Origin of the sequence: Paraflavitalea devenefica, assembly GCF_011759375.1 — a bacterium.
Lineage (GTDB): Bacteria > Bacteroidota > Bacteroidia > Chitinophagales > Chitinophagaceae > Paraflavitalea > Paraflavitalea devenefica.
In genome coordinates, this window is sequence record NZ_JAARML010000003.1 from 197,642 (window position 1) to 212,242 (window position 14,601).

General features: G+C 45.4%; 12 protein-coding genes. 4 read left to right on the forward strand and 8 right to left on the reverse strand.

Features of this window, described 5'->3' with window-relative positions; genetic code table 11:
* Positions 1-46: 46 nt before the first annotated feature.
* The 3 genes from lon (at position 47) to HB364_RS19300 (ending at position 4,404) form a co-directional block, all read left to right on the forward strand.
* On the forward strand, positions 47-2,461 hold the full coding sequence (gene lon / locus HB364_RS19290) for an endopeptidase La (RefSeq protein WP_167289932.1): 2,415 nt from the start codon (positions 47-49) through the stop codon (positions 2,459-2,461).
* A gap of 225 nt (positions 2,462-2,686) precedes the next feature.
* The gene (porQ, locus tag HB364_RS19295; RefSeq protein ID WP_167289933.1) at positions 2,687-3,733 is read left to right on the forward strand and encodes a type IX secretion system protein PorQ; all 1,047 of its coding nucleotides are present in this window, start codon (positions 2,687-2,689) and stop codon (positions 3,731-3,733) included.
* 266 nt (positions 3,734-3,999) lie between these two features.
* The gene (locus tag HB364_RS19300; protein ID WP_167289934.1) at positions 4,000-4,404 is read left to right on the forward strand and encodes a response regulator; all 405 of its coding nucleotides are present in this window, start codon (positions 4,000-4,002) and stop codon (positions 4,402-4,404) included.
* 74 nt (positions 4,405-4,478) lie between these two features.
* Here the strand turns inward: HB364_RS19300 and bioB are convergent, their stop codons facing one another.
* The 8 genes from bioB to HB364_RS19340 form a co-directional block, all read right to left on the reverse strand.
* Positions 4,479-5,483, reverse strand: a complete 1,005-nt coding sequence (gene bioB / locus HB364_RS19305; protein ID WP_167289935.1) for a biotin synthase BioB — start codon at positions 5,481-5,483, stop codon at positions 4,479-4,481.
* A gap of 163 nt (positions 5,484-5,646) precedes the next feature.
* Complete coding sequence (locus HB364_RS19310) at positions 5,647-7,263, reverse strand: hypothetical protein (protein WP_167289936.1); 1,617 nt, start codon at positions 7,261-7,263, stop codon at positions 5,647-5,649.
* Between the two features lie 44 nt (positions 7,264-7,307).
* A complete protein-coding gene (locus tag HB364_RS19315; RefSeq protein ID WP_167289937.1) occupies positions 7,308-8,801 on the reverse strand; it encodes a sulfatase-like hydrolase/transferase in 1,494 nt (497 codons plus the stop codon).
* Positions 8,802-8,833: 32 nt separating this feature from the next.
* Positions 8,834-10,330 carry a sulfatase-like hydrolase/transferase gene (locus HB364_RS19320; RefSeq protein WP_167289938.1) on the reverse strand — a complete coding sequence of 499 codons (1,497 nt, stop codon included), beginning with the start codon at positions 10,328-10,330 and terminating at the stop codon, positions 8,834-8,836.
* Positions 10,327-11,712, reverse strand: coding sequence for an SAM-dependent methyltransferase (locus tag HB364_RS19325; RefSeq protein WP_167289939.1), 1,386 nt, complete (start codon positions 11,710-11,712; stop codon positions 10,327-10,329). The genes HB364_RS19320 and HB364_RS19325 overlap by 4 nt, the downstream gene beginning before the upstream one ends.
* Complete coding sequence (locus tag HB364_RS19330) at positions 11,705-11,887, reverse strand: hypothetical protein (RefSeq protein WP_167289940.1); 183 nt, start codon at positions 11,885-11,887, stop codon at positions 11,705-11,707. Before HB364_RS19330 ends, HB364_RS19325 begins: the two co-directional genes overlap by 8 nt.
* Positions 11,884-12,996 carry a M42 family metallopeptidase gene (locus HB364_RS19335; RefSeq protein ID WP_167289941.1) on the reverse strand — a complete coding sequence of 371 codons (1,113 nt, stop codon included), beginning with the start codon at positions 12,994-12,996 and terminating at the stop codon, positions 11,884-11,886. The genes HB364_RS19330 and HB364_RS19335 overlap by 4 nt, the downstream gene beginning before the upstream one ends.
* A 97-nt stretch (positions 12,997-13,093) precedes the next feature.
* Positions 13,094-13,561 (reverse strand): hypothetical protein, encoded by a 468-nt coding sequence (locus tag HB364_RS19340; RefSeq protein ID WP_167289942.1) that lies wholly within the window; start codon positions 13,559-13,561, stop codon positions 13,094-13,096.
* A gap of 51 nt (positions 13,562-13,612) precedes the next feature.
* Here HB364_RS19340 and HB364_RS19345 point away from each other — a divergent pair, with 51 nt between their 5' ends.
* On the forward strand, positions 13,613-14,599 hold the full coding sequence (locus HB364_RS19345) for a LuxE/PaaK family acyltransferase (protein WP_167289943.1): 987 nt from the start codon (positions 13,613-13,615) through the stop codon (positions 14,597-14,599).
* The last annotated feature ends 2 nt before the right edge of the window (positions 14,600-14,601 follow it).

Sequence of the window (14,601 nt, forward strand, 5' to 3'; positions counted from 1 at the left end):
GGATTTTAAGAATAGACGTGCTATTTTGTCATTGATAAACTGTAGTATGAGTAGTATAAAAGAACCCTCGATATTGTTTCAGCCCGAAGATGATATGGATTTTATCCCCATAATCCCTCTGAATGAAAATGAAGGTGATAACGGCCCTGAAGTAGTTATTCCAAGCGAATTGCCACTATTGCCACTGAGAAATACGGTGTTGTTTCCCGGGGTGGTATTACCCATCACGGTGGGGCGCGATAAGAGCATTAAGGCGATCAATGATGCTTATAAGGCTGACAAATTGGTAGGCGTAGTGGCGCAAAAAGACAGTGATGTGGAAGACCCTACTGTCAGCGACCTGGAAGATATTGGTACCGTAGCGAGAATTATTAAACTGATTAAGATGCCCGATGGGGGCACCACGGTGATCATACAAGGAAAAAAGCGTTTTAAAATAGCCGGCATCCTTACCGATGACCCTTATTTCAAGGCGCAGATCAGTTTACTGGAAGAAGATGATATAGCCAATAAGCCGGAGGATTTTGAGGCTTATGTGTCCAATATCAAGGACCTGGCCACGCAGATCATCCAGTTATCCCCGAATATTCCTTCAGATGCCGCTATTATTTTAAAGAATATTGAGAATCCTTCTTTCCTGATCCATTTTATTTCCAGCAATCTTAATACGGAGTTGATAGAGAAGCAAAAGTTGCTGGAAATGAATAATATAGAAGCCAGGGCCGATCTGCTGATGCAGTTACTGCAACGCGAGTTGCAGTTTGCAGAGCTGAAGAATAAGGTGACTACGAAGACGAAGACGGAACTGGATAAACAGCAGCGGGAGTATTTCCTGCAGCAGCAGATGAAGAGCATCAAAGAGGAATTGGGCGGCGATACGAATGACCGGGAGATCAGGGAGATGAAGAACAAGGCAGAAAATACGAAGTGGTCCGAAGCTGCCCGGGAGATGTTCAAGAAGGGGATTGAGAAGCTGGAGCGTATGCATCCCAGCACGCCTGATTATTCGGTGGTATATAATCACCTTGACCTGATGCTTGACCTGCCCTGGGGCATTTATACAAAAGACCTGTATGACCTGAAGAAAGCCAGGAAGGTACTTGACCATGACCATTATGGCATGAATAAGGTGAAAGAACGTATCCTGGAATACCTGGCAGTACTCAAGCTGAAGGGTGATATGAAGAGCCCGATCCTTTGTTTTATTGGTCCTCCGGGTATTGGTAAAACCTCGCTGGGGCGCAGTATTGCCAGCGCTATTGAGCGTAAGTATGTACGCATCAGCCTGGGCGGATTGCATGACGAAAGTGAGATCAGGGGGCACCGTAAGACGTATATCGGCGCTATGCCCGGCCGTATTGTTCAATCGCTCCGCAAGATAAAATCTTCTAATCCTGTAGTGATCCTTGATGAGATTGATAAGGTAGGGACTGATTTCCGGGGCGACCCTTCTTCCGCTTTACTGGAAGTACTGGACCCCGAGCAGAACCATACTTTTTATGATAATTACCTCGAACTGGAATATGATCTGAGCAAGGTGTTGTTTATCGCCACGGCGAATGACATTAATAATATTCAACCGGCATTGCGCGACCGCCTGGAGATTATTGACCTCAGTGGTTACGCTGTGGAAGAGAAGATCGAGATCGCCAAACGTCACCTGCTGCCCAAGCAGAAAGAAGCGCATGGATTGAAGGATATCAATTTCAAGATAGGTGATAAGGTGCTGGAAAAGATTGTCCAGGATTATACCAGGGAGAGCGGCGTACGGGAACTGGACCGTTACCTGGCGTCGGTAATGCGCTATGAAGCAAAGGAATATGCTATTAAGGGCAAAGTAAAGAGTACACTTACAGCCAATGATATAGAGAAGATACTGGGTAAGCCCCGCTTCAGCAATGAAATATACAAGGTGGCCAATATGCCCGGTGTGGCAGTTGGTTTGGCCTGGACGTATGTAGGCGGTGATATCCTGTTTGTGGAAACCAGCCTTAGTGACGGCAAAGGAGAGTTGAAGCTGACCGGCAACCTGGGTAATGTGATGAAGGAAAGCGCTACCACTGCACTGACCTGGCTGCAATCGAATGCCAAAAAGGTGGATATTGACAGTCACATTTTTGAAAAGAAAACGATCCATGTGCATGTACCGGAAGGCGCTGTGCCCAAGGATGGACCCAGTGCGGGCATTACGATGATGTCGGCTATCTGCTCGGCTGTAACCGGCAGGCGCATAAAGCCTTACCTGGCCATGACAGGTGAGATCACTTTACGGGGACAGGTATTGCCGGTAGGTGGTATTAAGGAGAAGGTATTGGCAGCCCGCCGTGCAGGACTAAAGGAGGTTATCCTCTGCTGGCAGAATGAAAAAGATATCCAGGAGATAGATTCCAATTTTATCAAGGGATTGAAGTTCCATTTTGTGAAGACGATGCAGCAGGTGCTGGAACTGGCGCTGGTATAATTTCCTTTAATGGGATTTTAATAAAATTGTGATTCGTAAAATGAACAAAGAAATTGAACCCTTGTTATATTAGTATAGTGATCATTAACGAAGCAAATTCAAGATTACTATAAATTTTTTCATGTTGGTTGTTTTAAGGGTTAAAGGAATTCCTCCATATCCATGGAGGAATTTTTTTTAACAAAACCTTGAGAATTATCACCTATTTTCGTTTGCATCTATTGCATGCGGAAAGTATTGCTGATACAGGTGTTACTGCTGATACAGGTTTGTGGGGTGGCTCAAACCCTGGGTGGCAACACCGTTTATAATTTCCTCCGTCTCTCCAATACGCCTCAATTAACCGCGCTCGGCGGCATTAATGTATCCAATCAAACGGCTGATATAGGTCTTGCCTGGCATAATCCTGCGCTGTTGCGGCCGGCCATGCATACACAGGCCAATCTTGTTTTCAATGCTTTTTATGGGGATATCCGTAATTATCACCTGCTGATGGGGTTCAGACATGAAGGCTGGAAAACCAATTTTGCTGCAGGCGTTAATTATTTCAATTATGGCTCTATACCGGAAACAGACATGGTTGGTAACCGATACGGTGATCTCAGGCCATCGGATTATGTGGTACAGGTGTCGGCCAGCCGTCAGTATATGGAACGTTGGTTTTATGGCGCTACTATCAAGTTTGTTCACTCCAATTATGGCCAATACCGCTCTACCGGGCTGGCATTGGATGCAGGCCTCAGCTATACAGATACAGCACAGCTTATACAGGCATCATTGGTGATCAAAAATATGGGCGCCCAACTCAAGGCTTATACGGGTACAGCATCGGGCGATCTTCCTTTTGACCTGCAGGCAGGTATTTCCAAAAGGTTGGCCAGGGCGCCCCTGCAATTCTCCCTCACAGCCCACCACCTGCACCTGTTTGATATTGCTTATCGCGATACGGCTTTCAACAATGAAAATGGATTTGACCAGAATATGGGGGACAAAAAGTTCACTTTTGATAAATTATTTCGTCATATCGTATTGTCCATGCAGTTATATATCACTGATAAAGTAGAGGTTAGCGTGGGTTACAATCACTTGCGGCGCAGGGAGTTGAATGTGGGCAATACCGGCAATGGCATTAATGGTTTTTCCTTGGGTGCAGGCGCTTTGTTTAAAAGGATCCAGATCAGGTATGCCCGGAGCTATTACCAGAACAATACTGCTTATAACCAATTCGGTCTTTCCCTTAAGCTGACTGATTATTTCGGCGCCGGCCGGTAAATAATCCGCATCAGGATACTGGTAATTAATTGTTTACCCTTAGATTTTGTTAACCACTTTCTTTGACTTTCTTAAAAAGACGCCACAATTTTCTTTATTTGGCCCGGATTCAAGTATTTTAGTAGCTATGCCCTGAAGGGGACAGGATGTTTGTAACTGCCTGGTATGCACGAAACAATGAATCTGAAAGGGTTGATAATTGTCAAAGCCGGAGCAGTGATAATTGTATATTTTATCATGCGTTCGTATTAAAATAAATCCGTTGAATGATCAAAGTGGTTATTGTAGATGATCACCGCCTGGTGCGGGAAGCGTGGAAGCTGGTATTAAACCGGGATAACAGGTTGTCCGTAGCTGCTATTTGTGAAAACGGCTTCCGGGCGGTGGAAGCCTGCCGGAACCTTCATCCGGATGTGGTGCTGATGGATATTAATATGGACCCCATGAACGGTATTGAAGCCACCAAGGCCATTCGTGAATTCTCCAACGATATTAAGATTATCGGTATTTCTGTACATACAGACCTTTCTTATATCAATGCATTGATGCAGGCCGGGGGCAATGGTTATGTAACGAAGAATTCCTCCGGGGAAGAGATGATCGGCGCTATTATGCTGGTGATGGAAGGCCAGCAGTATTTCTGTAAAGAGATTGCTGATATTATTAATTAGCCAAGGTTTATCACTACATAATAAAGCCTGAAGAGCAGTCTTCAGGCTTTATGCTTTTATAGCGTACTTGTTATTCAGGCAGTAGCTGCTTCCAATGCATGGGTATGAATAGCCTGTTCTGGCTCGCCTTTAAAGGCTTCCCTTGGTTTTAAGCCCAGCATATCAAACATGGCCATGTCCTCATCAAATGTAGGATTGGGCGTAGTGAGCAGCTTGTCGCCAGCGAAGATGGAATTGGCGCCGGCCATAAAGCACAGGCTCTGATCGGCAATGCTCATGCTGGTGCGGCCGGCACTAAGTCGTACCATAGCTTTGGGCATAAGTATACGGGCTGTGGCAATCATACGTACCATGTCCCATACGTTCACTTTGGTATTGTGCTCAAGCGGTGTTCCTTTTACAGGCACCAGGGCATTCACCGGAACGCTTTCCGGATGTTGCGGCATGGTAGCGAGGGTATGCAGCATTTGAATCCGGTCGTCATGCGTTTCTCCCAGTCCTACGATCCCGCCACAACAAACAGATACGCCGGCTTTGCGTACATTGTCCAGCGTTTGCAGGCGGTCGTCATAGGTGCGGGTAGTGATGATCTCACCATAGTATTCTGAAGAGGTGTCGAGGTTATGGTTGTAGGCATATAAACCGGCATCGGCTAATTTCTGCGCCTGGTCTTCTGTAAGCATACCCAGGGTACAACATACTTCCATACCCAGTTCATTTACGCCTTTCACCATGTCCAGCACCCTGTCAAAGTCGCGGTTATTGCGTACTTCCCGCCAGGCAGCGCCCATACAAAAGCGGGTGGATCCGGCTTCTTTTGCCTTTTTGGCATATTCCAGCACTTCATCTTTCTTCATTAAAGCCTGTACGTTCACATCTGTATGATAACGGGCAGCCTGCGGACAATAGGCGCAATCCTCTGAACAGCCCCCGGTTTTGATGGATAAGAGGGTACATACCTGCACCTCTCCGGTATCATTATATTGACGATGTATGGTGGCAGCGCGATAAACCAGCTCCAGCAGGGGGGTGTTATAGATCTCTTTTACCTCGGATAGCGTCCAGTCGGATTTTATCATAGCTAATTTTTTACACTTTAACAGCGAATATAATGTTTTAGGTTATTTGTTTGACCTCAAATGCTCCGGCAATATTACCAAGTTTCCCTGACTTAGGTTTGATTCGTTTCTGCAATCACCGGAGGGTATGCCCTGATTTTTTTCGCATTTGTGGATAACATCGTTAGCGTACAATTAGTTTGCGAATGGCAGAATGTTTAAAGCCGGGTATGGTATCAGTATAGTAAACAGAGCGCTGTAATACCCTTTGAAAATATTGGGTCAATACAGGCTTCACCGGCCCACGGAAGTAAACATTGTCATACAGGGGCGCTTTTTTTATATCCATTATGCCAAAGTCGGCCGAAAGGGCTGCCTGGCGTGCAGTAACCGGATGATCAAGGAAGAGGATATTTCTAAAAGAATAGTGTGCCGGTGTTGCGAAACAATAAAAATAACTAAAGGCTGCTCCATCGCCGGTGTTTACAAAGAGCTTATCCGGATGGCTGCTAAGTTCCTGGTGTATTTGCCGGAACTCCTGAAAGGAAGCGGCATTGTGTTGATTGATCTTATAGATGCGGATCAGCCCCCAGGCAAAGAGGGTTAGCAACAGGAAAGCTCTTGCTATTGCCTTGTATGGATTGGTGAAGACAGTATATTTCCCCGTGAGTACGGAAAAATAAGTGATGGTATAGATAATGCCTGCTATCAGGTATTCAGGATGTTTCCTGAATGCCTGGATGTAAGCAACAATGCCAATGCCCGTAAGTATGGCTGCCAGTGAAGCATACCGTTCCCGCCTACCGGCATAAAACCAGGTGAATACCAGGAGGAGGGCATAAAAGAATAGACGGTTGTTAACAAAATTCCAGTACCAGGTGCCGGCACTTAAAAAAGTTTTGACCGGCATGGCTGATCTTGTTTGCCGGGCAAGGGTATTGAGTGTTTGTGCACCTGGAAGGCTGGTATCAAATAGCATTAACTCTTTAAGCATAGCGGCTTCCAGTTGGAAGGGAGCCTGCCGTATGGAAGAAGTATCTCTGTAATAATTGATGTTGGCGTATTTGGCCTCCCTGTATTGTTCTTCCTGTACCCATTCCGGGCAATGGGAGGCGTAATGCTGGTACTGGATTTTAAAAAGCAGCCAGATGAATAAAAAAGTCCCGGCGATGGCGACAATGGCCATCCCCTTTTTCCGTATGCCCGGCAAGAGGAGGAAGAAAGGCGCCGCTGTTGCCAGCACGGGGAACAGGGTATGGAGCCTGGTCATGGCGCCGGCTATGATGATAAGGATGCCGCTAACAAGGAGGGCGTTTTTTCTAACCGGCTGTTCAAAGTAATGCCATATCAATGCAAGGCCGGCGATACCGCATACGGTAGAGGTGGTGGAGATGTTGAGGTATAGGAACATCCATGTTCCAAAAACAATAAATACCGACAGGTATGTCAGGGTTGCTGTGGCAAGATCTCTCCGGCATAAGAGAAGATAATAAACAGCTATGCCCGAAAGGTATTGTAGCAATAGTAGTAATACAGAAAACCAGTTAACAGCAGGATGATGCCGGAACAGGTAGTTGAGGGGAAGGCTAAGGAAATAATGCGAGTTGTTGAAATAGGGTAAACATTCAGTAGGTAAGGTATGGTAGCCGCCACTGAGGTGGTTCATGATGTTCAGGTCATCCCCCGTATGGTATACAGGCCAGGTAAACAGCAGCAGGAGGGTGAACAGGACTGTATTCCCGAGGCATGCAGTAAGCAGTGCTCTTTTTTTCAGAAAGGTTATGATTACAGGTCCATTCATCCGGATTGTGTAATGCTTTTCATTGTTACAAAATGGTTAGCCGTCTATTTTATAAGAAATATGGTTGAATCTTTTAATAAAGGAATGGGCGCGTGTAAATACTTCCGGAATACTACAGGGAAGGTGTTTACCGAAGTAATAGAATCATACAATTGCGCATAATCCTTATCCGGAAAATAGATAGCATTCAGGTTATTAAATTCCAGCGGCCGTAGTGCTACATTCCCATAGGTGCGGAAACCATGATCGCTCTGGATAATAAGTACCCTTGGCCTGTTGCCTTCCTTTTTTAAATGAGTTACTACGTCTTTGATGATTGTATTGGTATATTTTAACTGGGAAAGGTAGCGTTCCTTGGCATTCCTGGAATGGATCCAGGTGCTATCTGGTGTAATCTTGCCAGTACTATCGTAAAAGTAAGGATCATGCGGCACAAAAAAATGAGCATACACGAATACCGGCTGCTGATAATGCTGCGCGGAGATTTTCAGGAGACTATCGTATGCTTTGGTGACCTGTAAACGGTTTGATTTTGCACGGGCTATTTGTGCGGCAACATGGCCAGAGGATCTGTTTAGGAACGGGAAGTTCCAGCCAATATCAACCATGGCCCGGCTCCACAATGTTTGAGCGAGCAGTATTCTCTCCTTCCTGGTAAGATAGGTAATAGTAAGTGGCGCTTTCTGATTGGGCAGCGGAAAGCAGGATTGATTGATGATTTTGTAGTTATTCTTTTCCAGTATTTTACACACGCTGTTTGTTTGAACGCTCTCTATTCCTTTGCAAAACTGGACAACATCAATTTTCCTGTTCGGCCTTTTAGCATGATAACCCATGTTGAGGATACTCCCTATGGAGTAAGGGGTTGAGTTGTAGTTGCTCCTTGAGTGCCAGGCATAGTAGAAACCATTTTGCCGGAAGAAAGAATCCAGGCCATTATTGTCATAGTTCCAGTATTCTTTCAGTGTTCTTGACGCGGTATAACCATCGAATATAACGAAATAGATATCCGGTTTGAAACAGGTGTCGCAGATGGCTGTGTTTATCCGGAGATCTTTTCTTTGACTGAACCAAAGCTTAGACTGGCCATCTGTAGCAGTGATGGTGATACTTCTTACCACTTCAATGACTACCAGTATTATAAACAGGGTGTTGAGGTAACGGAAATGCTTCGCAAAGGAAGCAGATGATCTTTTTAGCGCGATCCAGATGATTACCCCAACGCCTAACAATAAGGGCAGCAGGTACCGGTAGCGGGATAAAAGATTGATATTGTCTTTTAAAAAGTCCTGCAGCGATCCATAGAAAAAGTAGACCATTTGCAGGTATAACAGCAGCAGCGCATATTTCAACAGCTTTGGAAATATAAAAGTAAAGATGATGTATAGAAAAACATTTATGGCAATAAGCAATAAGGCTACAGGAAGCGTGAGATCGCTTACTCTCAGAATAGGGTAGTACTGATTGACAAGCGATAGCAGATAAAATACACCAATGAGTATAATGAAATAAGGCTTATTTTCTAATCTTTTTTTCATGCAGAAGAGTTATGGTTATATACAATGTTAACTTATTTGTCCCTCAAATAGATGCTTGAGTCTTTTAATAAGGGAAATTGCTGATTAAACAGGGTATTGAAAGTAGTCCTGAAATAATTTACAGTAGACATACTGTCATACAATTTCGTATAGTTTCCGCCCGGAAAATAAGTAGCATTCAGGTTCCTGAAAACGTTTATGCTGCTATCACGCTCATTTCTAAAGCCATGGTCCCCCAACAGGATTACCACGGCAGATGAATGGGTGTTCTGTTGCAGGGTGTCCACCAGTTGGCGTATTCTGCTATTAACATACGGGATATAGTCAATGTAACTTAGGGGATGAACGCCCTTTGCTTCTTTTAATATGATAGAATCTGCTCTTGGATTACCGAAGCGATCATAAAAGAAGGGGTAATGTGGCATGAAAAAGTGAGCATAGATAAACCGGGGCCTTTCGCTTTTAATAGCTGATTGTTTGATTACTTCCCGGAATATTGTTTCATTATTATCCTTATGCTCAAGATAGGGATGGACGGGTTTATTGAAAAGAGCGGCAAGCGTTTTATTGGCGAAGAAGAGCCATTCGAAGTCACGGTATATTCTTGCAAATAAAGTTCCTTCTGTAATGATTTTTGTTTTGAGTGGAAGAAAAGATTGTTGAAATCCGGCAGGATTGCCTGCCAGGTCAAAAATAGACAGGTTGATGATGGTATAACCATTAATGTCCAGGAACTGTGTAACTGCATTCTCTTTTATTAACAGGTTACAGTTCAGGTAGTCCTCTCTCCCTACTTTTCCACTGCTGTCTATACCTTCCAGGTATTTCATATTCAGCATGGAAGCCATCGAAAAAGGGGTGGAATTGTAATTGCTGGTGCTGTTGTTTTGCAGGCGAAATTGACGGGACAGGAGGAAACTGTCAAGGTCGTTGGCAAAGTGGAACTTTTCTCTTAATGAGCGGGAACTGGCATATTCATCGAAGATGAAAAAGTAGATATCGGGCTTTTTGCAGGAATCAGAAATTCGCCAGTTGTTATTCCGGGCGAGGCTGTAATGATTGTGTTTATTGCTGTTCAGGTCCATGGCTTTCCAGCCAACCGTAACGAGGTCAACACCCAGATAGATCAATAACAATATATTCAGGAAGAGCACAAGGCGGCTGAGAAGCCGGTTGGTTTTTTTTAGAAAAATAAAGAAGGTCAGTAAAGCTATTCCAAGTAATGGAAGCAATATACTGTACCGGTGCAGCCCATTTACAGGAGCGTTTGTTTTCAGAAAATCGAAGAGGGCGCCATAGAAAAAATAGACAGCCATAAGGGCGCTGGTCATCAGGGCAGATTTATTGTCATTGCGGAAGATAAACCTGAAAAGCAAACAAATAAGGGTTGTAATGATGCAATAAACGCCCAGTAAATAAGCAATATCGGGGAAGCCAATAACCTCAAAATGCTCGGCATAGCCATGTATCACAAAAAAAACAGGGAGCAGCAATACAAACAATGGCTTATGCTTTAACTGCTGAATCATAAAGCATTTTTTCTTGTCATCAGGTACAATACCCTGTGTGTACCTGGTATTGGTTTGGAAGCCTGTATGTCAAAATAGGGAGAAAAAGCGTTTTCAAAATCAGCCTGGGTATAGTGATCAAATACATCCTCCCTGCTGCTGAGCATCTGTTGCACTTTTTCGTCTTCTTTGGGAACAAACTCAATGATGAGGCGGGGGGCAATATCCCTGAACCAGGCAGCCAGCATGGGTAAGGGAATGTTTTTTCCGATGACAAGGTGGTGTACCAGCGCCAGCGCCAGTACCAGGTCGGCATGGGTGCGTTCAAAGAAAGCTGTTCTTTCTTTGTTGTGAAATCCAATAGCCGGTGATGGGTTGGAAATATCCAGGATCAGGGGCAGGATATTGGGAATGTTCTTTTTCTTCACCTCGCAGTACAGGCGGTTGATACATTGCCCGTCTACGTCGGTAGCAATAACCGCCGTATTCCCTGCCGCCAGTATTTTGGAGAAATAACCGTCATTGGCCCCAAGGTCCAGCGCCTGCTGTATGGTAAGCCCTTCACAAAGCTCCCGGAAGATCTTTTCTTTCTGTTGCAGGTAATCCTGGCTTAGTATGCTATCCTCGTAGTAGTTGTTCCAGGTAGTTTTATAAGTCCGCTCTTCGGGGAAGCGCTGCAGGATGCTTTCGAGGTGGCTGATGAGGTCCAGTAATTTTTTTTTCTGGAACTGAACTGTATTGGTGTTACTGCCTCCTTTTTTGCCACGCTGAACAGTATTTTGCAGGTATACGTGCAGCCAAACGCCAAAGCTAAGGTTGCTTTTCCAGGGCAGCAGGCGGGCCGTTACATCCACCGGAATGCCTTCTATGTAAGCGCTGAGTATTTTCTGAACGTCTTTTTTCAGGTAATGCTCCAGGTATAAGGGGAAGAGAAAGCACTGGCAAAACTGCCGGTAAGCTACCCATGGCCTGGAATGATCATATACATCAAAAGAAAGCGTGTCGATGAATACCGGCCGGCCACGCATGAACTGGATATTAAAAGGGGTAGCATCTTTTAATATCATGCCATGGCTGAGCGCTGTTCGCAGCACGCTTAGGGTAAGTAAGGCGGCATCCCGCAATTGTTCAAAACTCCATTCATAAGGATAGGAAATAAAGGGAATTGCTTCAGGCTGCAGTGTCTTATACCAGTCGGGGCTTTGGGTAAGGTTTTCTGTTATTTCACGATGGGGGATGAGCTGCTTTTTATTGACAAGCTGCTGGTATAATCCCGAACTCATGAGCTTGTCGTAGGTGGCTGCATAAGACTGATTTACCTGCCTGTAGATGGTTCCTCCGGCCTGGAATACAAAGCCGGAAGGATCTTTAAACGATGCGGGATGAGTAATATAGTTAGTCATTTACAGTATCGTTCCCGGCAGTTTCATCCTTTTTAGGTTTGAAGAAAAATGCCTTGATGCGCCACCATATATTCTTAAAGTAGAACAATGCGCCCAAAATGGCAGCTATAATGGCTTGCACAAGGTAGCTGCCACTGCCCGGATCGACATATAGGAATATGGATGTTATTATCATAGGTAGCTAAGATTGGTTTTAGGCGATAAAGTTAATAAAGTCTCATACATCAGATGTATGGTTTGTTCGATATCGCTTTTGTGTAGCATTTCCACGGTGGTATGCATATAACGCAGGGGTATGGAGATTAGTACGGAGGGGCAGCCGTCATTGGCATAGGCAAAAGAATCTGTATCGGTGCCGGTACTGCGGGATACGGTCCTTAATTGTACCGGTATCTTCTTGTCTTCCGCTACTTCCTGTACCAGGCTCAGTAATTTGTTATGGACAGCCGGACCATAAGCCAGTGAAGGGCCTTTGCCGCAGGCTACATCCCCCTCGATCATTTTATTGATCATGGGCGTATAGGTATCATGGGTTACATCCGTAATGATGGCAATATTGGGCTTAATACGCCGGGCTATCATTTCTGCACCCCGTAAACCGATCTCTTCCTGCACTGCATTCACTACATACAGGCCATAGGGGAGGGTTTTCTTGTTTTCTTTCAGCAAGCGGGCTACTTCCGCAATCATAAATCCGCCAATGCGGTTGTCGAAAGCCCGGCCTACGTAATAATCATGGGCCAGTTCGTCGAAGCCATCCTGGTAGGTTACCACTGCGCCGATATGTATGCCCAGCTCTTCTACTTCTTTCCGGTTGCGGGCGCCGGTATCCAGGAAAAGGTTATCTACTTTGGGCTGGGGGTCTTTCACATCGGGATTGCCCAGGCGGGTATGGATGGCCGGCCATCCGAAAACAGCTTTCACCGGTCCTTTTTTACCATGAATAAACACCCTTTGTCCGGGGGCTATCTGATGGTCTACGCCGCCATTGCGCTTCAGGTACAATAACCCTTCGGCATTGATATAATTGACAAACCAGCTTATTTCATCGGCATGGGCTTCAATGACTACTTTAAAAGGAGCTTTGGGATTGATCACTCCAACGGCTGTCCCATACGGATCAACAAAAGTAGTATCAACATATCCTTTCAGGTATTCGAGCCATAATTTCTGACCGCTGCTTTCAAAACCTACAGGAGAGGCATTGTTGATGTAGGTTTTCAGGAATTGCATGGACGCCTTGGTAATAACAGATTTTGATCCGGAAGTCTCCTTTTTTGCCATATATATTCTTTAAAACATCAAATGTAATTAAATCTGCAGGAAATGGCAGAGGCAGGGGGCACAACGGGGGAAACAATATGGTAAGTTTACCGGGACATTAGTTGCGGATGACCACAATCTGTGCAGTAGTGATCGTATCACTGGTATGATCACTTTTGTCCATTAAGGCAAACCGGAAAGCAATAGAGTCGGCCAGTTTGCCAGTAGGTGAGTTTGGATCATCGCGGGGAGTGATCGCATCTGCCAGGTAACCTGAGTAGGCAAAGTTTAACAGGATCTCCCCGGTTGATTTTTCGGGAAATTCAGGAACCTGCAGGTGGAAAAAATCTGGTGGGGTCCTTCCGCCGGGAGGGTCTTTTTCTTTATTTAAGCGTATTCTCTGTACATAGAGGGAATCCACATCCCCTTCCTTATCATTAAATTTCAGGGTAATGGCTAAGTTCCCATTAACCGGGATCATGTCGCCACTCATAGACTTTATTTCTATGGATGGTTTGGTCTCCAGCTTATCTTTGCCACAGGCCAACGCCAACAAAATACCGGCACAGAGGGTTATATAACGCATATTTTTCATGATTGTGTACAAATTTAACCGCTTGTGGTTTAACAATATGATATGATTTGTGAACATGAAGATAAAATTTTTTCAACGGACAGCGCCCATTTTGAGGAACTGGCTGTTGACCTGTTTCACTTTCAGTATAAACATAACCCCGTTTATAATCAATACGTAAACAGCCTGCCAATAGTTGGGAAGGCTGTCCAATCGCTGGCCGGCATCCCTTTTCTGCCCATTCAGTGCTTTAAGACGCATACGGTAAAAACCACGGCCTTTGAACCCCAGGCGGTATTTGAAAGCAGCGGCACCACCCAAACGATTAACAGCCGGCATTATGTGAAGGATCTGAGTTTGTACCAACGGAGCTTTATGCGGGCTTTCAGCCGGTTTTATGGCCCTGTGGAGGATTGGTGCATTATCGGGCTGCTGCCTTCTTACCTGGAACGCCGGCATTCTTCCCTGGTAGTGATGGTCGATGAATTGATCCGCCGGAGCGGCCATAGCGCCAGCGGGTTTTATTTGTATGAGCATGAAAAGCTGCACGGGCTGTTGCAGCAACTGGAGGCGCAGGGGCAAAAAACAATACTGATCGGCGTAACTTTTGCCTTGCTGGATTTCGCGGAGAAATTCCCCCTGCCCCTAAAGCATACGATCGTTATGGAAACCGGCGGTATGAAGGGGCGGCGGGAAGAGATCACCCGCCAGGAGGTACACGATATTTTAAAGGCGGCATTCGGTCTGCCGGCCATCCATGCAGAATATGGAATGACGGAATTGTTATCACAGGCATACGCTGCCGGGGCCGGTATTTTGCATTGTCCGCCCTGGATGAAGGTGATGGTACGGGAAGAAGATGATCCGTTTGCCGTAACCCCCACAGGTAGTGGCATTCTCAATGTAATAGACCTGGCCAATATTTATTCCTGCTCATTTATCGCTACAGAAGATGTGGGGCGGGTATATGAAGACGGCAGTTTTGAGGTGCAGGGCCGGATGGACAACAGCGATATCCGGGGATGCAGCTTGATGGTTGCAGGCCTGTAATA